This window comes from Minwuia thermotolerans (genome assembly GCF_002924445.1).
Lineage (GTDB): Bacteria > Pseudomonadota > Alphaproteobacteria > Minwuiales > Minwuiaceae > Minwuia > Minwuia thermotolerans.
Window position 1 is genome coordinate 1 of the sequence record NZ_PIGG01000024.1, and the last position, 24,047, is coordinate 24,047.

Genomic DNA, 24,047 nt, shown 5'->3' on the forward strand with positions numbered 1-24,047 from the left:
GCGCGAAGCTGTCCCACTTCACGCCCCTCTCGTCCCACATCCGTCCCGCTTCCGCGTTCATTTGTCCCGGTTTAGACGGCATCTGTCCCGCATCCTGCCGTCCATGACGAGCACACAGGGGGCTTACGATCGCGCCGCCCATTCCCGGGCGTCGGAAGCGGACGTCGCCTCGCCGGAATCCCCGGAATCCTCCCGACTCGGGCATGGCGCGGGCCGGCCTCTGGCATCGGCGCTGCTCCGGGCCCGCCCGTGCACGGCATCATCGATCGCGCCGGTCCGAAGTGTCGTTGAACCGCGGAAAGAGCGGGATTCCCTGGGGAATTCGCTGCTCCCGGAAACAGCGTTCCCTGCAGGCATTTGCGGATTCCCTGCAGATCGATTCCGGCTCCCTGTTCCGGGACTTGAATTCCCTGTTCCTGGTCACAGGGAATTCGCCCGAAAAGCAACCGGATTTCAGGGGGTTACGGCAACCGAATGCGCCCCGCCAGGCCCGAAAAAGACGAAAATTCCCTGTTCTTCCCTGTAAACAGGGACTCACGATGCAAGAGACCGGTTCCGTGGAGACTGCCGACACCACCATTCCCGACCAAAACCGCGAACCACGTCGGGATTGGGATTGCGCGCCGAAGCGACGGCGGCGAGCGCGGCCTTCGAGCCGCTGATCGGGATGCTGTCGCGGTCGACGGCGATCTCCGAGACCAGGGGTCCACCTCGTCTGGAGTTCTCCCTCTTCAATCCGACAGAGGAGCTAGTCGGAGCGCAGGCCACACGCAAAAGCGGTTCCGCCGAATTCCACGATGTGGGCGGTAGGTCACAGCTCAATCAGCGGCGGCGAAACAGCAGCAGACCCACGAAATACGTCCCGCCTACGATGGCGGCGAGTGCGCCGGCAGGTAGCTGCAGCGGGTAGAGAGCGTTGCGGCCGATCCAGTCCGACAGCAGCAGGATAAGCGCGCCGAGGGCGAGGGCGGTCGCGAGTTGGTCGGCCGCGCGGCGCTGTCCCAGCATCGAGGCGATGTGGGGGGCCAGGAGCCCGACAAAGGCGATCGGGCCGACGACGGCCGTGACGAGGGCGGCCGCGACGCATGCCAGGATAAGCAGCAGTGCACGAGAAGGCGCGACGGACAGGCCGAGGGACGCGGCGGTGTCCGGCCCGGCCGAAAGCAGGACCAGCCAGCGTCTCAAGGTCAGCGCCGTGGCGGCCAGCGCCGCGATTCCGATGGCGAGCCCGATCGCGCCCTCGGCCGTGACGCGGAAGGTCGATCCGGCCAGCCAGCCGACGACCATGTAGGTCTCGGCCCCGCCCTTGGCGAGCACGAACTGCAGCAGGGCGTCCAGCAGGGCGGCCAGTGAAACGCCGACCAGGGCGACCACGGCCGGCGCCTGGCGGTGCCGGTGGCTGAGGGCGAGAAGCAGGATGAGAACCAGCAGCGCCCCGCCCATGGCCGTGGGGAGGCTCGATTCGTATATGCTCCGGCCGGTGACGAGTACGGACGCGACGAGCGCCAGCGTGGCGCCCGCCGAAATGCCAACGATGTCCGGACTCGCCAGCGGATTGCGCAGCAGCCGTTGCAGGATCACGCCCGAGAGCGCCATGCCGGCGCCCGCCGCCGCCGCGGCCAGTGTTCTGGGCCAGCGCAGCGACAGGATCGTCTCCGAGGGCCAGGCGAGATTCCATCCTCCGGCGATCGGACCCAGTGAGAGCGAGGCGAGGGCTGCCACGGCAATGAGGACGCAGAGCGCAAGGAGCAGCGGCTGGAGGGCGAGGCGGCCTCCCCTCGGTATCTCGAAACGGGCATGGTCGGCGGCGCGATGACGCCTCAGGCCCAACCAGATGAGCACCGGCACGCCGATGAGGGCCGCACCGGCGCCGCTCGGTACGATGTCGCTGGTCCAGTTCGAGACCTGCAGGACGACACCATCCGTCAGCAGCAGGAGAAGCGCACCGAGCACGGCGCTCTTGAAGAGTTCGCTAGCCGGCGTTCCGGCCCCGGTCAGACGGGCAAGGTTCGGCGCGAGCAGGCCGATGAAGCCGATCACGCCGACAGCCGTGACGGTACTGGCGGTCAGCCATAGCGCGACGAGAAAGAGGAGCGCGAGCATCGGCGCCACCCTCAGGCCCAGCGCGCCGGCGGTCGCCGTTCCCGCCCGCAGAAGACCGAGAGGTCGCAGGCTCAGGGCAAGGACGATGGCGGCGGCAACAAGTTGCGGCGCGAGCCAGGTCGCCCAGCCCCAGTCGGTCTGCGTGAGGTCGCCCGAGCCCCAGATGAACAGGTTGCGCACCCGTTCCTCGTTCAACAGCACGACGACGACAGCGACGGCGCCCAGAAGAATGTTCATCGCCATGCCGGCCAGCACCACCGGCAGGCCCTGGATTCCCTCTCGCCCGGCAATGCCGAGAACGATGAGCGTCGCGATGACTGCCCCGCCCATCGTGAACCAGAGACCGTTTGCGGCCGCGAAGGCCGGCGCCACGACCGTTCCGACCACCAGGGCGAGCCATGCGCCGGCCGCGGCGCCGATAGTCAGCGGCGAGACCAGGCTGTTCCGCGTGACCTGCTGGAGAACGCTGCCGGCGAGCCCCAGCGCCGCGCCGCAGAGAACCGCCATTGCCGCGCGCGGCGCGGTGCCGTAGAGGAAGACGAATTCCTCGTAGCCTTGAGCGGCGCCGTGGGTCAGCAGACGCCATTGATCGCCGAGACCCAGGGGGCTGGCCAGCCACAGAAACAGAAGGAGCGCCGGCGCGGCGGCGCCGACGACGGCGGCGGTGCGGATCACTGGACGGGCAGGTCCTTCAGCGCCCGGGCGATCTCTTCTGCCAGATAGCCGACGGACATGGCGCCGCCATAGGTCCAGGTGACGGGCAGGGCGCCGACCTGCCCTGAGCGCACGAAGGGCATCGCCTGCCAGATCGGGCGACTGAAGATCTCGTCCGCATCCGGCACCGGCTCCACATAGAGCACTGCGCCCGGCGCGTGCCGGCCGAGTTCCTCGATACGCTTGAAGACGATGCCCCATTGCGTCGGCTCGTCCGGGCCGGCGTTCTTGACGCCGAGGGCTTCCAGCGCATGAACCGGCATGGCGTTCGCGCCGTGAATGACCAGCCGGGCCTGATCGATGAAACGCACGATCGTGACCGGCGGCGGCGCCCCCTCGAAATGATCGTGTACCTCCCGACGCAGCGTATCGAGCCGCCCATCCAGTTTGGTCAGGCGCCGCGCCGCCAGCGCCTCGCGCTCGAAGAGCTTCGCCAGAGTTCTGTAAACAAGCCTCGCCGCCTTCTCGTTGTCATGGTCCGCGCGGAAGGCGTCGAAATGAAGAACCGGCGCGATCCGCTCGAGTTGCGGGACGAAGGCAAGCTGGTCGTCGGAGGCGAGGATCAGATCCGGCTGCAGTTCGGCGATCCGTTCGATCGCGGGTTCCTGGCGCAGCCCGACGTCGACGATGTCCTCGGGCAGCGGAGGGCGCGCCACCCATTGCCGATAGCCGTCGACGTCGGCCACGCCAACGGGAACGACGTCGAGCTCCAGCAGTTGCTCCACCAGCGACCAGGTCAGTGCGACGACGCGCTCGGGCGGATCGTTGAATTCGTGCGCCCCCCGGCTGTCCTCGATCATGACAGCGGCGGCGCCGGCGCCGCTCAGGAGCCAGAAGAGAAGGGCGGTGAAAAGGTTGCGCATGGCGAAACTCCGGTCAGGCGGGAACGGCGAGCGGCAGCTCTCGCCCGGGATGGTCGACGAGCACGATGCGGGTGCCGAACAGGTCGCTGAGTGTCTCCCGGTCGAGAATCTTCTGCGGCGAGCCGTCGAAGGCGATGCGGCCGCCTTTCAGGACAAGCAGGCGGTGCGCGAACCGCGCCGCCAGGTTGATGTCGTGGAGGATCACGATGACCCCGCGTCCGGCCCGGCCGTTCAGATCCCGCAGAAGCGTCAGAATGTCGACCTGATGTGCGAGGTCGAGCGCCGAGATCGGTTCGTCCAGCAGGAGGACGGGCGATTGCTGAGCCAGCAGCATGGCGATCCAGGCCCGCTGGCGTTCTCCGCCAGAGAGTTCATCCACCAGCCGCTCGCGAAGATGAAGGAGGTCAGTAAGCTTGAGCGCCTCTTCGACTGCCGCATGGTCATCGTCGGTCCATCGCCCGAGCGCGCCGCGCCAGGGGAAACGCCCCAGGCCGCAGAGTTCCCGTACGCTGAGACCCGGCACCTCAGACAGGCGCTGCGGGAGGAAGGCCACCTGACGGGCGAATTGCCGCTGGCCGATGGAGGTGAGCTGCGTGCCGTCGAGCAGGATGCTGCCTCGTGTGGGGCCGCGCTGCCGGGCCAGAAGCGACAGCAGGGTGGACTTGCCGGAACCGTTGTGGCCGAGGATGGCGGTCACGCGATCGGTCGCGAGCGAAAGCCCGTCGACACTGAGGATGTGCGCCCCTCCCAGCCTGACTTCGATGTCAGTCAGCTCGTACATCGGCTTCCATTCCGGCGCGGATTCGCGCGCGCAGAGTCTCCTCGGATTGCCGCGGACAGCTCTCGCAGAGCTGGCCCGGCTCGACGAGATATTCCAGGCAACAGGCCTTGCGGCGCAGAGCGAGACGGGTGGCGCCGCCATCGAGCGCCACCGGGATCACGCCGCTTTGCCCTTCGAGTCCTGCGGCCCGGAGCCAATGATCGATCCTGGCCCGTTGTGCCTCCGGCTCCTCGCTCCCGCCGAGCGCCAGCGACACGCCCGCCAGGCGGTCGGCGAGCAGGCGTTCGGCCAGAAGCGCCCTGAGGCCGGCTACCTCATTCATTTCCCCGTACAGGCGATCGGCCAGCGCACGGATTGCGCCGCCGGCGCCATTGACGAGACCGTAGGTGCATGCGGGCCGCAGCACACCACCTGGCAGGCGGTAGCCGAGGACGGCCGGGCCCGTGACCCGCTGGGACAGCTTCAGGAGATCGACCACGCGCCCGAGCCTGGCCACGCCGATAGCCGCGAGCACGACGGGTTGCCAGACGAGCATGTTCCAGGCGCGGTAACGGGCATAGACCTCACCGCCTTCCGGACGGCTCGCGCGGATCGTTCTGAAGAGATTCTCGATGGCGCCGCGATTGTCCTGACCGAACGTGACGAAGCCGGCGGCATGGCCGCCGACTTCGCCGTTCATGCCGGGAACGAAATCGCGCCCCGCATCGAAGAGCTGCTGCAGTTCCCGCCGCCCGCGTTCTCCGCTGGTCATCACCACTTCACGGAATAGGTCGCCGATACAGTCATGCCGGGCGCCCGCGAAAAGGCGAAGTCCAGTGCCCCGGCCTGGTTGAGGACGGGGAAGTACTCCGAGTTGAGCAGGTTCTCGACGCCGAACACCAACTCGCCGGGACCGACGTCGAAGGCGCTGTAGAGGTCGAAGACGATGTAGTCCCGGACCGGGCCGTTGCCGAACTGGGTGCTGTCAGGGGCGCGGTTACCGGAATAGAGGCCCTGCAGGCGCGCGCGCCACCAGTCGAAGGGGCTGTACTCGGCGAAGGCGGTGATCTTCACCGGCGGGATGCGGGTGCTGTCCAGGTCTTCCTCGAAGTCGCCGTCCTCGTCCAGATCGACCTTACCCGCCATCCACGTGAAGGTGCCGCCGACCGACAGCCGCTCGGCGACATCCGCATTGGCCGACGCTTCAACGCCCCAGATCCGTTCGGCCTGCTTGGCGATGACCAGGTTCTGATCGAATGTCGTGCCATTGTCGGAGCGGCTGTAGAAACCGGTGATTGTCGTGTCCCAGGCGTCGCCGAACAGGCGCAACCCCAGTTCGAAATTGTCGACCGTCTGGGCCTCGGATTGCAGGGCGGCCGCATTGTTCTGCGTGGTGTCCGCGATGGCGCGGCCGATGTCCGCCAGCGAGAACCCCTGGGAGAAGCCGCCGTAGATGTCGAGATAGTCGGTCACCGTGACATTGGCGCTCGCATTGAACAGCGTCTCGTTGAAATGCAGGGTGTCGCCCTGAACGAAGACCCCCTGGCGATTGAGCACGTCGTCGATATCGACCCTGATGTACTCGTGGCGAACGCCTGCGCGGATCAGGATCCGCTCCGTCACCGGCGCTTCGACCTGCGCGAAGCCGGCGAAGGCGTGCTGGTCCATGCGCGGCGTTGTGGTCGGCCCGTCAATGCCGATCTGCTCAGTCGTGTCGTGGAGATAATCGACGCCCCAGATGAGATCGAGATCCTGGCTCATCACGGAGACCGGCGTGTCGATGGTCAGCCGGGAGCCGATCTTCTCGGAGATGATCTCCACCTGCTCGAAGCCGGGGAATTTCGAGAACCGGGTCAGGAGGTCGCCGTAGTAGACCTGCGCGTCGAGGCCGCTGCCGTAGACATCATCGTCGCGGTACTCGAGATTCACGGTCGTATTGCGGGTGCCCGGATCCCGGGCGTTGATATTGCCGCGGACGGCGGGCGTTTCGATCCGCTCGGATGCGTCGCCATTGCCGAGACCGGCGAATTCACTGTCCTGGAAGATGTTGAAATGGTTCGCGGTCAGTTCCAGACGGCGTTCGTTGTCGTTGCCGAAGGTGTAGCCGACCTTGCCCAGCACGTTGAACTCGTCCGTATCCGAAAGGCCGCCCTGAACGCCGAAGGGGTCGGCGGGAATGCGGTCGCCGGAGGCGTCGAAGCGGCCGTTGCGCTGCACGAATGTACCGTTGAGCAGATAGTCGACATCGCCTTCGCGGCCGCTGAACTGCTGCCCGATGTGCCATTCGAGCGAATCTTCGGGATGCGTGGCGGACAGTTTGGCGCCGGCTTCGGACAGAGCTTCGAATTCGCCCTCCCCGGGCCGCTTGGTGATCACGTTGACCAGGCCGCCTGTGGCGCCGAAGCCATAGGCCGCGGTACCGCCGCGGACGACTTCGACGCGCTCGATGGCGTCCGGATCGATCGAGTTCAGCGACCGCCTCCCGTCCCGAAGCGGCGTCGTCTGCGGGATGCCGTCGATCAGCGTCAGGAAGGTGCGGCCGCGCAGCGTCTGGCCGAAATCGGTCAGCGCCTCGGTGCTCTGGCTGAAGCCGGGGACAGTCTTGGAGAGTATCTCACCCAGGCTGCGATCGATCCGCTTCTGCTGGTTGACGTCCTCTTCGTCCACCAGGGTCACTGACCGCGTCAGTTCCGAGACCGGCGTTTCGCGGCGGGTCGCCGAGATCACCACGGGCGGCAGCGTTTCCGCCGCCTCGGAATCTTCGGTCCTCGTCTCGTTCTCGACGTTCTTGTTGTCTTCCTCGTTCTGTTGCGCCTGCAGCGGCGATGTCACCGTCATTCCGGCGAGAGCCGCCATCATGGCGATACTGCGAATGCTGCCGTTACCCATTGCACCGAACCCCTCTCAATCGGGTACTATAATAATATTGCGTTGCATTCGCATTAATTCTTGATGCCAACTCCATCCTTAATGAATTGAATTCATTTCATTATTCGGAGCGGGGGCGACGAATGCGAAGGCTTCAATTGGCTAAACGAAGCGCAAATGCGAGTCAATCGCAAAAATCTTTGGTGCGCCGTATCGGCTATGCGAACCTTGGAGGTGACAGCGATGTGGAGGCGTTTCCCGCAAGGATGCTTCAGCACAGCGGAACATGTTTATGAGTGCGAGTTAGATGCACCCCGACGGCCTTCGAGACGCTGAAGCTCGATCTGGTGATGTTCGACAGGGAAGGGATCGTGGCCGAAGGGCTGGCGCTGGAAACCGCGCCGCTGGCGGCAGGCAAGACCAGCCAGGAAGAAACCATCCATCAGTGTCGCTTGATCAAGCGGATCCGAGCAGGGCAACGTCAATCTTGCCGAGCCAGACCTTCCTGGACCGTCATGGCATCCGGCGGTCCAGATCATTGGACAACGGTCACTTTAATTGAGGAGCCGCTTCAGGGAACAGATCACAGCGAAGGCCGGTTATCTCCCGGTTTCGCGATCCTGCAAGCACGTGGCAGAGTTCAGTCGGAGCCATCGCGCCTGTCTCGTGCTCTCGTAAGGGCGAGGGCGGACACGATCAGCGCCCCGACGAAGGCCGCGAACAGCCAGCGGTAGGCATCGAGGGGCGCCGTTGCAGGGTCGGTCGAGAACTGACCGATCAGAAGGCCGCTGAACTGCTGGAAACAGGCTGCGCCCAGGAAGAAGGCCAGGTTCATCAGGCCAAGCGCGCTGCCGCGCACCTCCGGCGGCGCGGAGCGGTTGACCAGGGCATAGGCCGGCATCCAGCAGCCGTTCATCAGGGCGAGATACAGGAACAGTGGAAACAGGGCGTCCATCGGCAACGCAGATGGCGCCATGGCCAGCCACAGCCAGGGCAGGACGTGCAGGGCCACGCTGGCGAGCATCGCGCGCTTGTCCGAACGCAGCAGCCGGTCGGCGACATAGCCCCAGGCCGGCAGCGCCACGAGCAGACCGATCGACCAGGCCTGCAGCACGTCGGTCGCCGCCGCCGGGGACAGCGAATAGGCCGTGCCCAGAAACGGCAGCGTCCAGAGGCCCTGCATGGCGCTGAGTATGCCGAGAGCGACGAAGGCGTGCGCCGCGCAGGGCCAGAGGTTGCGCACGCGCGCCGCGCGAACGAGTCCATGGAAGGCCTCGCCCATGCTCACGCCAACGCGCCGGTCCGCCGGCCCCGGCAGGGTCAGAACGGCCGCCAGAGCGGTCAGCAGCAGCCAGCCGGCCACGATGACAAAGGCTGTGCGCCATCCGAACGCCTCCGCCAGGGCGGCCAGCGGATGCGCCGCCAGCAATCCTCCGATCGGGCCTGTGGCGGCGAAGAGACCGGCGATCGTGCCGAAATGCCGGTCGCCGAACCAACGGGCGAGCAGGCTGAAGGCGACCACCAGGACGATGCCGACACCGGCGCCGCCCAGCGCGCGGCCGATGAGAGCGAGCGGATAGCTCGGCGCCAGCGCAAACAGAAGGGTGCCCAGGCCTGCCACTGCGAGCCAGAAGGCGAAGGTGCGGCGCGGCCCCCAGAAATCGGACTGGAGCCCGGCGAAGGGCTGCATCGCGGCGTAGGGCCAGAAATAGGCGGCGGCGAGGGCCCCCAGAGCTGCCGGATCGGCGCCGAAGTCGGCCTGGAAGCCAGGCAGCACGACAGCCGTCCCGTAGCGCAGCAGCCATGCCAGCAGCGAGCCCGACACCAGAACGACAATGCCCGCCACGATACGCCCGAACCCGGCACCGCCCCGTGCGGTCATGTGACCAACGCCGGTGCGTCGATCAGGGCTGACGACATGATCCCCTCCTGACCTGCCTCAAGATCGAAACCGCGTTGGAACAATCATGAAACCTTGATGGCCGGCTATCCGGTTCTTGGCAGCGGCCCGGAATCCGGCGCACGTCCCCGAGTTGAGAGCGCGGTATTTGGCCTGCTCACTTGGAGGAATTCCCACGGCAGTCCGAGGCTCGTGGATCGCTCCGGGTCAGTCCGGACCGGACTTGCCGCGGAAACACACGCCCTGGTCGATCAGCGCCGCGCATTGCGCTTCGGACCAGCCCAGCCAGTCGGCCAGGACCGCCTCGGAATGCTCCCCCAGCAGCGACATCCTGTGGCTGTCCCGGCAGGGTGTCTTCGAGAGGCGAACAGGCGGACCGCCGACGGGAATCAGCCCCTGCAACGGATGCGCCACCTGGGTGATCTGCCCACGCGCCGCGAGCTGTTCGTTGGCGGACACGTCAGGGATGTTCGCCACGCGCGCCACCGGCAATCCGGCATTGACAAGAATGCGTTCCGCCTGCCCGGCATCGATGGCCGCGGCCCATTCGCCGACGAGACGATCGAACATCGCGGTCCCGGTATCCGCCGAATACCCGATCCCCGCCGCCTCGAACAGCCGCGCCGTTTCAAGCTCGCTCAGGACGCCGATATGCAGGAAGCGCCCGTCGCGGCAGGGAAACATGTTCAGCCGGCCGTCGACCCGATTGCGGATTCCACATCTCGATCGAGAAACACCCGAGCCCAGGTATTCGGGAATCGCATCCATCAGGAATGTCGTCGCGGCGTCAAGCATCGAGATGTCGACGCACAGCCGTTCGCCGTTGCGCCGGCGCGACCGAAGCGTCATCAGGGCGCCGATCGCCCCGTGGACCGCCGCCAGATAGTCCCCGATGATGGTGCCGGTCAGCGTCGGCGGACCCTCCGGATCGCCGGTCAGTTCCATGAACCCGGACAGCGCCTGCGCGATCGGATCGTAGGATCCCCTGTCGCGCCACGGCCCGGCCTGACCGAATCCCGAAATGCGCACCAGGCTGAGTTGTGGATTGATCTCCTGCAGCCGCTCGGGACCGAAGCCCATGTCCTCGAGCACGCCGGGGCGGAAGTTCTCGACCAGAACGTTGGCCTCGGCTGCAAGAGCGGACAGGACTTCAAGCCCTTCCGCCTTGCGGAGATCAAGTACGATGCTTCGCTTGGAACGGTTCAACGTGCTGGCGAACATGGCGTCCGGTTCGCCGAGCAGGCGGTCGACCACCCGCGTACCGTCGCCGATGCCCGGCGGTTCGACCTTCACCACGTCGCCGCCGAGATCCGCCAGTATCTGCGTGCCGTGCGGGCCGGCCACATAGCGCGTGAGGTCCAGAATGCGAACGCCCTTCAGCGGCCCGCCGGCCAATGCTGCGCCGTCGTCTGCGCTATCACGGAAGCGGTCGTCCGGTCCGTCGGGTTTTGCGGCATCGGTCGACCGGTCCAGCCACGCACCCAGAACAGCATCGGTGTCGGCGCCCGGGACCGGAACGCGATAGGCGCGCGGCAGCGCCATATCCGAATAGCGGATGGCCGGACCGGCGACTGAGAAACGCCCGCGGCCCGGATACTCGACGTCGACGATATGCCCGCGATGGCGGAGTTGTTCGTTCGCACAGACATCCGCGATGCTGGCGATGCGCGCGATGGCCAGCCGGGCGTCGAGGAGTCTCCGCTCGACCTCTTCCAGGTTGAGGCCAGATGTCCACTCCGTAATGATGCCGTCCACGATGGCCTCGTGCGCCTTGCGGGCCTCGATCCGGCTGAAGCGCTCGTCAGCGGCGACGTCCGGCATTCCCATGGCCTTGCAGAGCTTGACGAATTCCGGGTCACTCCAGGCGACGATGTAGATGAACTTGCCATCGCGGCAGGGATAGGCGTTGCAGGGTACGGAAACCGGGTTCCTGTTGCCCCGCCGGGTCCGCACGTGGCCAGTCAGGCGGTATTCGGGGATGAAGTGCATCAACAGGCTGGCGGCCACTTCGAGCATCGATATGTCGACCTGCTGGCCGAACCCCGTTGCGTCCCGGCCTTCGAGCGCCGCGGTCACGCCGATGACGCCGTGCAGCGCCGAGAAGTACTCGAAGATCTGTGTGCCGCAGGGCATGGGCGGCCCGTGCGGATCGCCGGTCAGTTCCATGAGGCCGCTCAACGCCTGGACGACCGAGTCGCCACCCGGACGGTCGCGCCAGGGGCCGCTCTGGCCGAAGCTGGATATTCGCGTGAGGACCAGACGCGGATTGGCTGCATGCAGGCTTTGCCAGGACAGCCCCAGCGTCTCCAGGGCGCCGGGCCGGAGATCCTCCAGCACCACGTCGGCCCGCGCCGCCAGCTCGGCCAGCTCGGCCCTGCCGCGTTCCGACGACAGGTCCAGGGCGACGCTTCGTTTGCCGCGGTCCAGCATGGCGCCGATGGCCCCCTCGGGGTCGACTGTCAGCCTGCCGCCGAGACGCGAACCGGCCTCGACCTCGGGCGCCTGGACCTTGACGACCTCAGCGCCGCTGTCGGCGAGCATCTGGGCGGCGTGCCGCCCTGCGATCCCCGTCGCCAGTTCGAGTATGCGGACGCCGCGGAGCGGCGCATTCATCGCCCGAGATCCGCACGCGTGATTCCTGAAGACATCGTGTGGCTCCTCCCCCATCCGCTGTCATTCCGACTCGGCCAACCTAGCACTGGCGTTCCGGAACGACCCCGGTGACGTTCTCAGACCTCATGCCCGGAAAGGGTAGGGCTTCGGAGGTTCTGCAGGTGCCGTTCTCGTCGTCGGCGCGGCCGGGAGCGCGCATTGAGCCTTCGAAGCGGGGCAGCTGGTCGCGGTGTTCTCCGGTTCCGATCACGGTGGGCCGGCGCCCGATGCGACCGGACTCGCTTCCTCGTCCCGAGACGCCTTCCGGCGCCGCTCACGATAGGTGATGTAGAGCCCCGAAGCGACCACCACTGCCGAACCGATCCAGGTCCAACGGTCGGGAACCTCGGCAAAGATGAGGTAGCCGAACAGGCCGGCGACGACGAGCTGGATGTAGGTAATCGGCGCCACCACCGAGGCGAGGCTGTACTGGAAGGCCTTGATCACGAAGTACTGGCCGAAGCCGCCGAACACCCCGAGCAGGAAGTACAGGAGCCAGTGCAAGGCGGAGACGGGCCAGATGCCCGGTTCGACCAGGAAAAAGAGTCCGGCGGCCACGGCGCCGACCAGCGCGGTGTAGGTGATCGTCGTTTCGGGCGTGTCGTCCGCAGCGATCTTGCGCGTAAGGATCTGGTAGACGGAGAACATGATCATGTTGGCCACGACCAGGAGCATCGCCCAGTGGAAGCCGGCGCCGCCGGGCTGGATGATGATCAGCGCCCCGGCGAACCCGACCGCGACCGCGGCCCAGCGCCTGGGCCCGACCTTCTCGCTCAGAAAGGGTACGGAAAGGGCGGTGACCACGATCGGCGTCGTGAAGACGATTGCCATGGCGACCGCGAGTTCAAGGTGACGCAGCGCATAGACGAAGAATGCCGTCGAGACGAACAGCAGCAGCGAGCGTACCAGCTGGATGCCCGGTCGTTGGCTTCGGAACAGGCCGGCGCCGTGCCACGGCAGGAAGACGACGATCATGACCAGGAGATGTCCGGCATAGCGCGCCCACACGATCTGGCCGCTGGGGTAGAAGTCGTTGAGGTACTTGACGCCGGCATTCATGGCGGGGAGGACCAGGCTGGCCAGGAGCATGAATGCAATACCCACGAGATTTTCCCGCGGCGTCGGATCGGCCCGAAAATGATGCCTCGGGCGGGCGGCGCCCCTGGATCGCGGCATGCTCATGACACACGAGCCGTGAACGGCGCGGAAAATTCGGCTGAATGGCCCATCGTTTCTGGCCTCCCCACTCATCGATAGCGCGCAAGAAGGCCGCCAGGCCATGCCGAATATGCAGAGGCACCGGACATCCGGTTGTCAGGCATGCGCCGGCGGAAGTTCTGGCCAATGCAGTGCGCGCCAGGTTGGCTTTCCGACCGGCTCTCAGCGGCGCTTGAATGATCGCCGAACCCGTTCGACGACAGAAAGGCAGGCTCGTCGCGCCCGAATGTCACCGTCGCTTCCTGGCCTTCGCCGTCGGGTTGGCCTGGATCCGGGCCATGACCGGAACTTCCTTGCTCCGATCATCCCGGCCGGCTGTGCGCCGCGAAGTCGGCGGCCTCAAGGTGGCGCCCTTCAACCTGCCCGACGGCTGCGTCGGCGCCTACTAGCCGGAATCGAATCCGCTGGTGCCGCTCTGGTACCATGACGAGAAATCGCGGACACCGGCGGCCAAGGCGGTGCCGGTAAAGATCCTGACCTGAGAAAATCCCGGCGGGCAGTCTCTCGACTTCCAGTGGACGTGGACATTCAGGATGTTGCTCTCGGCGCCTATGCAAGTGAGCCGCGAAGCCGGGACGCATCGGCAACCCGTCGTCCGGGCCTCGGGAAGGTGTGCCGGCTGATCGGGGAGAAGCCCTCGCCCTCGAAGTACAGATAATGGGTCACGTGCAGAAGATCGCCGTCGACTTCCACGAAGTTGAAGGAATTCTTCTCGCGCTCGCGGCCGCGTCCCTGGCGCGAGGTCGTCGTGCCGCACTGGACGATGATGATTCCATGCTCGCGATCGGCGCCCGCGTAGACATCCAGGGAATTGCCGATATAGGCGCGATGCAGATGGCCGCCGAAGATCATGTCCACGCCCAGTTCCACGAAGATGTCCATCGCCCGCTTCGCCTTGGGCATGGTCTGATCGCGCTCGTAGTCCGGCGCGGGGTGGAAGTGATGATGGGCTGCGATGAACTTGACGGTTTCCGGAGACGCATCGGCGAGCACTTTCCTGCTGTACGCCAGTTGATCGAGATGGATGCGGCCGTTGGATATCGCACGGTAGGGCGATGTCGAGTTGAGCCAGAGGATGACCGCCCGCTCCAGTCGCAGAACGCCGTCGAGCTCGGGCGTCATGTACTTCCGGTAAAGATCCAGCGGCCTGGAGAGACGTTCGCGAATGCGATAGAGCGGCACGTCGTGATTGCCTGGGACGATGACCTTGGGCACGTCGGGCAATCTGTCGATGAAGCGGCGGGCCGCCTCGAACTGGGACGGTTTCGCGCGCTGCGTGATATCGCCGGTCACGATGATGACATCCGGCGTCAGACGCGGCGCAATCTCCTGTAGCGCTTCTCCGACCCGGGGAAGAAAGGGCGGTCCGAAATGGAGATCGGAAATATGCAGCATTGAGAGCATTGGGCTACTCCCGTCTGAAACGACGCATGGCGTGCCAGATGGTCGGTACATCGGTCCGCCATTCTCTCAAGGTGAAGGTAATCGCCGTGGCTTCGATGTTTGTGAGGAGAACACCGATCATCGCCACGCGCGCCGGCCAGACAGGTCCGTCCAGCAACAGGATGACCGCGCCGATCGAGACCAGAAACCAGCAGATCTTGGCAGCGCGCGTATGATAGGCGGGCAGCCGGCGGAAACGCGCAAGCGAGGCCGCTACGGCGACGCCGTAGCTGGTGATCACGACAGCGATCAGCAGGGCCTCCGATCGGGCCAGTCCCGGTTCGAGCCAGATCATGCCGACCAGGAGACACGCATACAGCACTGCATCCGCGATGCTGTCCATGCGGGCGCCGACAACCGTCCGTTCGTGCCGCAGGACGGCGAGCTTTCCGTCGACCCAATCCGACAGAGCGAGCAGCACGAACGTAGCGAGAAAGAGATCGGCTGCGCCCGCCTGCGCGAGCCATAGCATCGCGCCTGAGCCCATGATCCGCGCAATGGTGATCAGGTTGGGGAGGGTCAGCATGGACCTCTTGCCGTCGCGCGCCTCTGGATCTGAACTGCAATCGCGAGGTTGTGAAACAATGGCGACGCTCCTCACCGATAGATGAAGTACACGTAGTGAAAGAACAGCGGCGCTGCAAAGGTGAGGCTGTCGATTCTGTCGAGAATGCCCCCATGCCCGGGCAGCATCGTACCGCTGTCCTTTACTCTGGCGTCCCGCTTCACGGCGGATACAGCTATGTCGCCACAAAATCCGCTGATCCCGATGAGAAGCCCGGCGCCAGCAGCCAGTGGCGACAGGAATGACGAAAGGGCCAACCCGTCTGGCGTTGATGAAGACGGCCCGGCCAACGGTGTCAGGAATGGCGCCAGGAGCATCGCGGCGACGGTGGTGCATAGCAAACCGCCGGCCAGTCCCTCCCAGCTCTTGCCCGGAGAAATCTGCGGGATGATCTTGTGGCGGCCCAGCGGCCGGCCCAGCCATGCCTGGGCCATGTCGTTGAACTCGGTCAGGACGACAAGATAGATGAACCAGCCGACCGCGCCGCCGACGGGATTCGTCTCCGGGGGAAGAGTCAGCAGGAACGCGACATGTGAGAGACAGAATACGAAGATCATCAGCCCCCACTGGAGCGTGCCGACCATGTGCACGAAGCCATCCGGCCGCTGCAGGATGACCACGCGAAGCGTCAGCAGAAGGAAGGTCAATATGGGGATGAAGATCATCAGAAGATCGAAGAGACCGGAATAGACCCATATGTACTGCAACACAGCTGCGCCGTAGGCCCACCAGATGAGGCCGCCATATTCCGCGCGCTCCGGCACGAGCCGCCAGTACTCACGCAGGGCGAGCAGACTGACGACACAGAAGAAGCCGACGGTCGCGGGGACTCCCGCCAGAATCAGAAGGACGAGTACGAACGCGATCAGCCACCAGGTGCGAAGCCGGAGGCCCAGCTTGCGCGCGGTCCTTTCGGAGAGCCTGTGCATCTGGGTGAGCCGCACGAGCGTGCCGACCACGAGGGCGAGAATGATCACCGCCATCGCCCCAAGCACGCCCGTCGACACCCCGACCTCCATCAGATATTCGAGAAGATACAGAGCCCTCAAGAAGGCACAGTCTTTCCAACATGGACGCTGTGGCCCCTTGCGGCAAACCGACGGCCACCCTTCGACCATGCAGGGCATGGCCATTTTCCAGTAGGGAGGGGTGTCCGAAACGGCTTCGCCAACGCTGAATCAGTGTCTCCGATATGGCTGGTGACGGGCCGGGCTGACCTCTCGAGAATCGGCGGTCCTCGAGCGGCTGCCGGAGCGGCGCTACGAAGACATGTCCGACGTTGCTGCAGCCTTGGTCAGGATCGGCTGACCCAAGCTCATTGTGACAGAGAAAAATTTGCCGCGCCCGAAACCGTTCAACCATCCGGCGCGTACTCGATGACGTGGCGCTATTGAACCGGCGGCAGATACTCGTCTGAGGGCCGAATGCTGCGCAGCGGCACCACGCGAGTTCTCGCTTTCGCCTCGAGATCGAGCGGCAAACGCGACGCCGGGAATGGCTTCGACGGGAACTCCCCGGGGAATTCGCGTCTCCCGGAATCAGCGTCCTCTGCTGGTATTCGCGGGTTTCCTGCAGATTGGCTCCGGCTCCCTGTTCTTCCCTGCAGACAGGACCCACGCTGCAGGAGGCCGGTTCGACCGGAACTGCCGACACCACCATTTTTCGACTGTGCACCATCCCCTGTGGCAGCCCTCTACCCGCATGGCCGGGGCGGCGGCCCATTCGGTCGCGGCCCGGTTGCGGACGTGCCGCCTCGCCAATACCTCAAGGTCAGACCGGCCGGACGTCGGGCCCAGGCCCCGGCGCCGCCGCACCGGAACGCGACTGGTACAAGGAAAACAAGATGATCGACGTTCGGAATCTTCTCGAAAGGCCCGCCACACCGGCGGTTTCGATCTATATGCCGGTGCGCAGCATCGCGCGCGACCCCTACAAGCTGGGCAGTCACCTGAAGGGGCTTGTCCGGCAGGCGAAGTCGATGGCCGGCGACCGGCACGAGGAGGAGATGTTCGCGCCCATTGCCGACCTCGCAGGCGATCAGGGGCCGTGGCGCCACGCTATGGAAGGTCTGGCGGTGTTTCTCGCGCCGGGATTCTCCCGCATCGAATGGCTGGGATTCGATCCGGACAGCTTTGTGGATGTCGGCGACCGCTTCAACCTGCGGCCGCTGATGCCGATGCTGGAGCCGTCGCAGGGCTTTCTGATCCTGACCATCGATCCGAAGGAGAGCCGCCTCTACCGCGCGGCGCGCTTCGAACACACGCCGGAAGAGGACCACGCCTTCGCCGAGACCCTGGCCGATATCACGCGCAAGACCGAAGTGGAGGCCAATGTCGGCTTTCACCCCACCGGTCCCTCGCCGACCACCGGCGGCGCGCCGACGCCGAAATACCACAGCCAGGGCGATAGCCCGCCGGACTACAAGCAGGTCGAACTGGACGAGTTCGTCGGTCAGCTCGCCAAAGCGGTGGACAGCCATCTCTCCGGCGCCCGGGAGCCGCTGGTGCTGGTCTCCGATCCCAACCTGCTGGGCATGTGCCGGGAGCACCTGCACTATCCGCACCTTGTCGAGGAAGGCGTCGCCAAGAACCCTTCCGGCCTGACGCCCGAGGAAATCCGCGGCGAAGCCCTGCTCCATGCCCAGCCGGCGCTGGACGCGGCACGGGAACAGGCATTCTCGCGCCTGGAGGAACTGGCGGGCCGGCACGAAGCCAATGCGGCGACCCGCTCGACCGACGTCGTGGCCGCCGCCGAGCACGCCCGCGTCGACACCGCCTTTGTCGATCCGGCCAGACCGCTCTGGGGCCGGATGAAGTCACGCGAGGGCGACCTGGACGTCAGCATCTCGGGCGAGAGCGAACGCGGTCCCGGCGACATCGACCTTGTCAGCGTCGCTATCGCGAGCACGCTTTCCAATGGCGGACAGGTATTCCTGGCCGCGCGTGGCGACATGCCGCCGGGCGACGAACCGCTCTGCGCCGTGATGCGCTACTGAATCACGGTCAGGGCGCGCTGTCGGCAGGCGTTTCGGCGTAGACCGTCAGCGTCGCCCCGGTCATCGCCGCCAGGCTGAACGATTCAGGCGCCCAACGCCCGGCCTCCTCGGCCATGGCCGTCAGGCGCCCGCGGTCCGCCAGCAGTTCGAACAGCCGTCCGGCGAGAACCGTCGGGTCGCCGCTGTCGATCAGGATGCCCGTCTTGTCCGCCACCATGGTTTCCTTCGCGCCGCCGACATCCGTCGCGGCCACGGGGACGCCCAGCAACTGGGCCTCGATGAGCACGTTCGGCAGCCCTTCCATGCGGGATGTCAGCAGCAGCAGCGACATCATCCGCATCCAGGGCTCGATGGGCCGTTTGGCGCCGGGCAGGTGGATCCGGTCCGCCAGCCCGCGTTCGCGCACCAGTCGCAGGAGCTCGGGACGGAGGGGGCCGTCGCCGATCAGCAGGAAGTGCGCCTCCGGCAGCCGCCCGGCCAGTTCGATGGCCGTGTGGACGAACAGCTCCGGGCGCTTCTCTTCCGAGAACCGCATGACGCCGCCGATGACAACGGCATCGGCGGGAATGCCCATCGCCCGGGCGTCGGCGGGCATCTCCGCGGCGCCTCTGAGCTGCGTGACGTCGAAGCCGTTGTGGATGACCTGGATCGTTCCCTCGGGCAGGCCGATCCAGTCCTCGTAATCGCGGGCGCCATTGTGGGAGTTGTTGACCATGGTGATCTGCGGCAGCCGCAGCATCTCCCGATAGCCCGGCAGCAGATAGCGGCGCAGGCGGCGTCGGGCGTCCGGCCGCGTGCTGCGCGTGCTCATGATGATTCTCGGCACGCCGGCCATCAGCGCGGCGAGGCCGCCGGCGATGTTGATGGTGTCCTGCCAGAGATGGACGACATCCGGCCGCCGGCGCAGGAAAAGCCCGAGCAGAGGCAGGGTGACGGACTGGACTTCCTGCGGCAGCACCGCGGCAAGCCGGATCGCCTCGCGATGGGGCAGGGCCTCTCGTCCCAGCGCCCGGACCTGATCGAAGAGGTCTTCGCCGGCCAGTTCGAAGATCTCTCCGCCGAGTTCCCGGATCGACGGCAGGAAGAAATCGCGACGCTGATAGGGATCCAGGGATCGGACCGCAAGCTCCACCGAGCCGAAATCGTGCGTGTTCGCCGCCAGGCCACGCATGGTGTACATCACCTGGCGTTCCGAGCCGCCGCTGCCCAGGGTGCTGGTCACCAGCATCGCCCGGCCTTCCCGTTCGGGACCGGCGGGCCGCGGCCATCGCCGCGCGCAGATCGCCCCGAAGACATCGTCGGGCACCAGCAGGTCGCGGTACTGCCCGGGCGGAGTCCGCGGCCAGTCGGGATAGGTTGCCGCCATGACGGCTGCCGCCTGCGCCAGCGCGGCGTTGACCGTGTCGTCGGCCAGCGTCCGCCGCCGCGCCTCGACGGCCTGCTCCCAGACGCGGCCATAGGCGCCCTGATACAGCTCGAACCGGATCGCCCGGCGGCGGATATCCAGATTGCCCGGTTCCATCGCCACGGCCTGCGCCAGCAGTTCGCGCGCCTCTTCGAAAAGATCAGCGAGTTCGGCGAGCCGCGCACTCTCGGCCAGTCCCCGGGCGCTGTCGGTGGCGAGGTGCCGGCGCGCGCGTTCGAGTTCGCGGCGGGCTTCGTCGATCTTGTCGGCGCTCATCAGGTTCTTGATGCGGCCGGCCCAGAAGGTCGGATTGGCCGGGTAGAGGGCCAGGCCCCGCTGGCAGATCTCTTCCGCCTCGTCGAGGCGGCCCAGGCGCTCGCTCAGCGTGTAGCGGTACTGCAGTCCGCCCTCGTGATCGGGCTCCAGGTGCAGCAGTTCCTGTACCAGATCGTCGAGAAGCGGAATATCGCCGCCGGCCGCGGAAAGCCGGACGATGTAACGGAACTGGATGTCGGGATCGCGCGGCCAGGCGCTCTTCATCCTCTCCCAGTGGGCCAGCGCAGCTTCGTGATCGTGCTGGGATTCCAGCGTGCGGCCCAGCCGCACGAGCGACACCCGGTCGCCGGTGAGGAACTGCATCGCTTCGTCATAGCGCCGTGTGATTTCGGTCCGGTCGCCGTGACGGTAGGCGATCAGCACGTTGTTGATCGGCCAATACGGACTCTCGGGCGCGCGGCGGCGGATTTCCTGGTTCTCGTGTTCGGCCTCGGCCAGTTCGCCCAGACGCAGCAGGGCGTTCACCAGCGCTTCGCGGCTGTCCAGGTGGTCGGGGTTCAGCGTCAGGGCTTCACGGTAGAACGCGACCGCCTCGGCCAGGTCGCCGCGCCGACCGGCGCAGCGCGCCAGGAAGATGCGCGGTTCGAACGGCCGCACCCGGTCCTCCGGGGCGTCCAGCAGATCGCGCCAGAGCCTTTCGGCGGCTTCCAACTCGCCCGCGCCGTAGAGGAGCCGCGCCATTCGCAGTTTCGCGTCCACCGAGTCCCGGTGATGTTCCAGCGCGCGTTCCGCCCAAGGCCGGGCGCCCCCGCGGTCTCCCAGAACCACATGGGCGTCTGCGAGCGCGAGCAGCAGCCGCAGGTCGCTTTCGCCGGGGTCGATAGCGGCGGCGGCCTCGCGCAGCCGATCCAGATCGCCGCCGGCGCTGCAGATCTGGACCAGCAGCATCCGGATCGCCGGATTGCCGGGATCAGCTGCCAGAGCAGCTTCTGCAAGCGGCAGTGCCGCTGCGCTGTCGCCTGCTCGCTGCCAGGCATAGGCTGCCTGGATGCGCGGACCGGCGCGCGAGGGCTGCAGTTCGGTGAGGCGGCCCCAGGCCCGGGCGGCGGTGCGCCACTGCTGCGTACGGTTTGCGGCGAAGCCCAGAAGTTCGGCGCCTTCGGCATCGTCGGCGTCGCTCTCGAACAGCGACAACGCCTCTTCGTAGGCCTCCTGCAGTCTGTCAGCTTCGAACAGCCGCCGCGCTTCCGCCAGCCGGGCCTTGCGTTCCGCGTCGGCGGTCTCGTCCCGCGCCTCCGCAATCGTCCCGCTGTCCAGGATTCCGAAGTCGGCCTCCGGGCCTGTCGCCGGTTCGGGCGCCGATTCTGCCGGGGGGGCTTTCGGGACTTCCGGCGTCGCGCCGGCGTCGGCCTCGATGTCGTTTTCGGGGGCGGGGAACAGATCGGACTGATCCACTTCCGCATCCAGTCCGGCCGCAGCGGGCAGGTCCGTGTCTGGCCTTGCGGCCGCATCGTCGATGCCGGGGGGCGTTTCGGTGAAGGCCGAGCGCCACTTGCGGATGCGTCCCGCGGTTTCCGGAACGATCGCCACCGCCTGCTCGAAGAAGTCGTCGGCGATGTCCGGTTCGCCCCGGCGCAAGGCGATGCGGCCGAGGAACAGCAGTGGCTCCTCCGGGCGCTGCAACGGCGCCCCGTCGGTCAGCATGGCCTGCCAGCGCAGACGCGACGCTTCATACTCGCCGAGCCGGTACTCCAGCCGCGCGAGATAAAGGTCGGCGCTGGCCCGCGTCTCGGTGAAAGCGGAAGCCGCTTCCAGCCACGGCCGGGCGGCCCTGGCGTCGCCCTGCGCCCAGTAGTGGCGGCCGGCCTGCAGGTTGAGACGCCCGGACTCCCGCGCCGCCGCGCGATAGGCGTCGGATTCGATGTGACGGCGAATGGCGTCTGTCTGCTTCAGCCGTTCGAGCAGGCGGATGCGGCGATGAAGCAGTTCTTCGTGATCGGGATGAGTGTCGAGGGCGAAATCGGCCGCCGCCGCGGCCTGGCCCAGATCGCCCAGATGAGTCAGGGCTTTGACGTACTGGACGTGGCCGGCGGCGTCTGCCGGGTCGAGCGTGGTCAACCGGCCCCAATGCGCCGCTGCCTGGCGCCAGTCGCGTTCGCGGTTGGCCGCGATGCCGGCGCGTCGGACATCGCGCAATTCGCGGCGCCGACGCTGTTCCGGACCAGGCGCCGTTGCAGATTCCCGCCCGCCGGTCTGCGGCCCGGTCCCCTGTTCCGTCTTCGTGGCGGTCCGGTTCGCGGCCACTTCGTCGGTCGGTCCGCCGGGCGGGTGGGAGAACCATCCCTGAACCCGCCGGATCAGGGTCGCGAACTGGCTCATGCCGCCTGGCGCCGCGTCACGCCACCGCCGCGCAGATCGAGTCCGAGCGGCGCGCGTCCGTCGCCGTCGATGTAGGTCTGGTACCAGAGTTCCAGGCAGAGCAGTGTCCAAAGGCGGGTGCCGTGGTTCTCCCTGCCGGAGAGATGGTCATCCACCATCCGTTCGAGATAGGGCGGATGCATCAGTTCGCGCTCCCGGAAGCGGCGGGAAAGCAGGGTGTCGCGCAGGAAATCGGTGATGTCGTGCGCCATCCAGTGTGCCACCGGCACCGAGAAGCCCATCTTCCGCCGGTAGAGGCATTCATGGGGCACGTGCGGCTCCATCGCCTGCTTCAGCAGGGCCTTGGCCTGCATCTCACCGTGCCGGGCGTAGACCCGACGGCTCTGCGGCAGGCGCGCCGCCCATTCGGCGAGAACATGGTCCAGAAAGGGGCTGCGGCCCTCCAGGCTGTTGGCCATGGTGGCGATGTCGGCCTTCACCAGCAGATCGTCGGGCAGATAGGTTTCGACGTCCGTGCGCGCGGCGCGCTCGGCGGCGGTCGTCTCCGTGCCGGCGTCAAGTCCGGCCAGCCAGTCCGACGGGGGATTGAGGCAGAAGGGCAGCAGCGCGGGACCGTAGCCGCGCAGGCGGTGCTCGTCGCGGAACTTGCCGACGATCCGCTCGTAGTGGTCACGCGGCAGCGAGGCCGCGGCGAAGGGACCGATGCCGCGCGCCAGGGCGCCGCGCGTGAGATTGCGGGCCTCGCCCATCCGCAGATAGCGCGAATAGCCGAGAAACACCTCGTCGCCGCCGTCGCCGGATACGGCCACCGTCACGTGCCGACGTATCTCCTTTGCCAGGGCGTAGGTGACCAGGGCGGAGGAATCGGCATAGGGCTCGCCGTACATCCAGATCAGTTCCGGCAGGACGTCGATCAGCCCGTAATCCATCTTGTAGTCGCGGTGGTCCGTGCCATAGCGCCGGGCCACCGCTTCGGCGTAGTGCAGTTCGTCATTGCCGACATTGCCGAAGCCGACCGAGAACGTCTTGAGCGGTTCGGACATGCGCGGCGCCATCCGGGCAACGACCGCCGAGGAATCGACGCCGCCCGACAGAAAGCAGCCGACGGGCACGTCGGCGACCATGCGCAGCGCGACGGACTCGTCGAACAGCGTCATGAACTCCTCGAGCAATTCCTCGACGGGCCGGTCCGCCAGCGCCGGGTCGACCGCCGGAAGCGACCAGTAGCGCCACTGTCGGGTGGCGCCGTCGGCTGCGACGACCATCGCCGTAGCAGGCGGCAGGCGGTGGATGCCGGCGAAGGCAGTCTGCTCGCCTGTGCAATAGCCCAGACCGAGATAGTCGTGGATCACTTCCAGCACCGGTTCGCGGGGGACGCCCGGCATGCGCAGGATCGCCTTGATCTCCGAGGCGAAGATCATGCGCCGCCCGTCGCGGTGATAGAAGAGAGGCTTTTTGCCGAAGCGGTCGCGGGCCGCGAACAGCTCCCGCCGGTCCGCGTCCCAGATGGCGAAGGCGAACATGCCGCGAAGCCGGTCGAGCACCGCATGGCCCCATTCACGATAGCCCAGCAGCAGCACTTCGGTGTCGGAACTGGTGCGGAAGCTGTGCCCCCGCGCTGCCAGCTCGCCGGCGATTTCGCGGTAGTTGTAGATCTCGCCGTTGAAGACCAGCGCATGGCGGCCGTCTGCGCTGACCATGGGCTGGGCGGAGCGGTTGTCGAGATCGATCACCGACAGCCGCTTGTGGCCCAGGCCGACCGGACCGTCGACCCGAACGCCCTCGTCGTCCGGTCCCCGATGACGGATGGCTTCGATCATGTCGCCGATCCAGCCCGCTGCTTCCTCCGGCAGGGGAGACCCGTCGAACTGCAGGATTCCGGCTATGCCACACATATTCCCAAGCT

General features: G+C 66.6%; 15 protein-coding genes. 2 read left to right on the forward strand and 13 right to left on the reverse strand.

All coding sequences use genetic code 11. The features are described 5' to 3' along the window. Window positions 1-822 precede the first annotated feature (822 nt). From fhuB to CWC60_RS05625, 8 genes are all read right to left on the reverse strand, one after another. Window positions 823-2,778: a Fe(3+)-hydroxamate ABC transporter permease FhuB gene (gene fhuB / locus CWC60_RS05590; protein ID WP_206419786.1), complete on the reverse strand. Its 1,956-nt coding sequence runs from the start codon at window positions 2,776-2,778 to the stop codon at window positions 823-825. Beyond that, window positions 2,775-3,680 carry an ABC transporter substrate-binding protein gene (locus CWC60_RS05595; protein WP_109793013.1) on the reverse strand — a complete coding sequence of 302 codons (906 nt, stop codon included), beginning with the start codon at window positions 3,678-3,680 and terminating at the stop codon, window positions 2,775-2,777. Before CWC60_RS05595 ends, fhuB begins: the two co-directional genes overlap by 4 nt. A gap of 13 nt (window positions 3,681-3,693) precedes the next feature. Then, complete coding sequence (locus CWC60_RS05600; RefSeq protein ID WP_109793014.1) at window positions 3,694-4,461, reverse strand: ABC transporter ATP-binding protein; 768 nt, start codon at window positions 4,459-4,461, stop codon at window positions 3,694-3,696. Then, entirely contained in the window at window positions 4,445-5,212 is a 768-nt protein-coding gene (locus CWC60_RS05605) for a siderophore ferric iron reductase (protein WP_109793015.1), read from the reverse strand. The genes CWC60_RS05600 and CWC60_RS05605 overlap by 17 nt, the downstream gene beginning before the upstream one ends. Then, window positions 5,212-7,329, reverse strand: a complete 2,118-nt coding sequence (locus tag CWC60_RS05610; RefSeq protein ID WP_109793016.1) for a TonB-dependent receptor — start codon at window positions 7,327-7,329, stop codon at window positions 5,212-5,214. Before CWC60_RS05610 ends, CWC60_RS05605 begins: the two co-directional genes overlap by 1 nt. Before the next feature lie 619 nt (window positions 7,330-7,948). Then, on the reverse strand, window positions 7,949-9,190 hold the full coding sequence (locus tag CWC60_RS05615) for an MFS transporter (protein ID WP_109793017.1): 1,242 nt from the start codon (window positions 9,188-9,190) through the stop codon (window positions 7,949-7,951). A gap of 225 nt (window positions 9,191-9,415) precedes the next feature. Next, complete coding sequence (locus CWC60_RS05620; protein WP_164516389.1) at window positions 9,416-11,821, reverse strand: CaiB/BaiF CoA transferase family protein; 2,406 nt, start codon at window positions 11,819-11,821, stop codon at window positions 9,416-9,418. Window positions 11,822-12,067: 246 nt separating this feature from the next. Continuing rightward, window positions 12,068-12,964 carry a DMT family transporter gene (locus CWC60_RS05625; protein WP_206419787.1) on the reverse strand — a complete coding sequence of 299 codons (897 nt, stop codon included), beginning with the start codon at window positions 12,962-12,964 and terminating at the stop codon, window positions 12,068-12,070. A gap of 290 nt (window positions 12,965-13,254) precedes the next feature. Here CWC60_RS05625 and CWC60_RS23500 point away from each other — a divergent pair, with 290 nt between their 5' ends. Further along, entirely contained in the window at window positions 13,255-13,467 is a 213-nt protein-coding gene (locus CWC60_RS23500) for a hypothetical protein (RefSeq protein ID WP_164516388.1), read from the forward strand. A 160-nt stretch (window positions 13,468-13,627) separates the two neighbouring features. Here CWC60_RS23500 and CWC60_RS05630 read toward each other — a convergent pair whose 3' ends face one another. The 3 genes from CWC60_RS05630 to CWC60_RS05640 form a co-directional block, all read right to left on the reverse strand. After that, complete coding sequence (locus tag CWC60_RS05630; protein ID WP_109793020.1) at window positions 13,628-14,482, reverse strand: metallophosphoesterase family protein; 855 nt, start codon at window positions 14,480-14,482, stop codon at window positions 13,628-13,630. A gap of 4 nt (window positions 14,483-14,486) precedes the next feature. Next, window positions 14,487-15,047, reverse strand: a complete 561-nt coding sequence (locus CWC60_RS05635) for a CDP-alcohol phosphatidyltransferase family protein (RefSeq protein ID WP_109793021.1) — start codon at window positions 15,045-15,047, stop codon at window positions 14,487-14,489. 71 nt (window positions 15,048-15,118) lie between these two features. Further along, window positions 15,119-16,105: a phosphatidate cytidylyltransferase gene (locus CWC60_RS05640; protein ID WP_109793022.1), complete on the reverse strand. Its 987-nt coding sequence runs from the start codon at window positions 16,103-16,105 to the stop codon at window positions 15,119-15,121. 824 nt (window positions 16,106-16,929) lie between these two features. Here CWC60_RS05640 and CWC60_RS05645 point away from each other — a divergent pair. Further along, the gene (locus tag CWC60_RS05645; RefSeq protein WP_109793023.1) at window positions 16,930-18,081 is read left to right on the forward strand and encodes a baeRF3 domain-containing protein; all 1,152 of its coding nucleotides are present in this window, start codon (window positions 16,930-16,932) and stop codon (window positions 18,079-18,081) included. Window positions 18,082-18,088: 7 nt separating this feature from the next. On the opposite strand, the gene CWC60_RS05650 is transcribed toward CWC60_RS05645, so the two are convergent. Beyond that, the gene (locus tag CWC60_RS05650) at window positions 18,089-22,141 is read right to left on the reverse strand and encodes a tetratricopeptide repeat protein (RefSeq protein ID WP_109793024.1); all 4,053 of its coding nucleotides are present in this window, start codon (window positions 22,139-22,141) and stop codon (window positions 18,089-18,091) included. After that, window positions 22,138-24,036: an asparagine synthase (glutamine-hydrolyzing) gene (gene asnB, locus CWC60_RS05655; protein ID WP_164516391.1), complete on the reverse strand. Its 1,899-nt coding sequence runs from the start codon at window positions 24,034-24,036 to the stop codon at window positions 22,138-22,140. The genes CWC60_RS05650 and asnB overlap by 4 nt, the downstream gene beginning before the upstream one ends. Between the last annotated feature and the right edge of the window lie 11 nt (window positions 24,037-24,047).

What these genes read in the sequence shown, in the direction of transcription:
- CWC60_RS05595 (WP_109793013.1), bottom strand. Translation starts at nt 3,680, where the DNA reads ATGCGCAACCTTTTCACCGCCCTTCTCTTCTGGCTCCTGAGCGGCGCC.
- CWC60_RS05600 (WP_109793014.1), bottom strand. Translation starts at nt 4,461, where the DNA reads ATGTACGAGCTGACTGACATCGAAGTCAGGCTGGGAGGGGCGCACATC.
- CWC60_RS05605 (WP_109793015.1), bottom strand. Translation starts at nt 5,212, where the DNA reads ATGACCAGCGGAGAACGCGGGCGGCGGGAACTGCAGCAGCTCTTCGAT.
- CWC60_RS05610 (WP_109793016.1), bottom strand. Translation starts at nt 7,329, where the DNA reads ATGGGTAACGGCAGCATTCGCAGTATCGCCATGATGGCGGCTCTCGCC.
- CWC60_RS05615 (WP_109793017.1), bottom strand. Translation starts at nt 9,190, where the DNA reads ATGACCGCACGGGGCGGTGCCGGGTTCGGGCGTATCGTGGCGGGCATT.
- CWC60_RS05620 (WP_164516389.1), bottom strand. Translation starts at nt 11,821, where the DNA reads ATGAATGCGCCGCTCCGCGGCGTCCGCATACTCGAACTGGCGACGGGG.
- CWC60_RS23500 (WP_164516388.1), top strand. Translation starts at nt 13,255, where the DNA reads ATGATCGCCGAACCCGTTCGACGACAGAAAGGCAGGCTCGTCGCGCCC.
- CWC60_RS05630 (WP_109793020.1), bottom strand. Translation starts at nt 14,482, where the DNA reads ATGCTCTCAATGCTGCATATTTCCGATCTCCATTTCGGACCGCCCTTT.
- CWC60_RS05635 (WP_109793021.1), bottom strand. Translation starts at nt 15,047, where the DNA reads ATGCTGACCCTCCCCAACCTGATCACCATTGCGCGGATCATGGGCTCA.
- CWC60_RS05640 (WP_109793022.1), bottom strand. Translation starts at nt 16,105, where the DNA reads ATGGAGGTCGGGGTGTCGACGGGCGTGCTTGGGGCGATGGCGGTGATC.
- CWC60_RS05645 (WP_109793023.1), top strand. Translation starts at nt 16,930, where the DNA reads ATGATCGACGTTCGGAATCTTCTCGAAAGGCCCGCCACACCGGCGGTT.
- CWC60_RS05650 (WP_109793024.1), bottom strand. Translation starts at nt 22,141, where the DNA reads ATGAGCCAGTTCGCGACCCTGATCCGGCGGGTTCAGGGATGGTTCTCC.
- asnB (WP_164516391.1), bottom strand. Translation starts at nt 24,036, where the DNA reads ATGTGTGGCATAGCCGGAATCCTGCAGTTCGACGGGTCTCCCCTGCCG.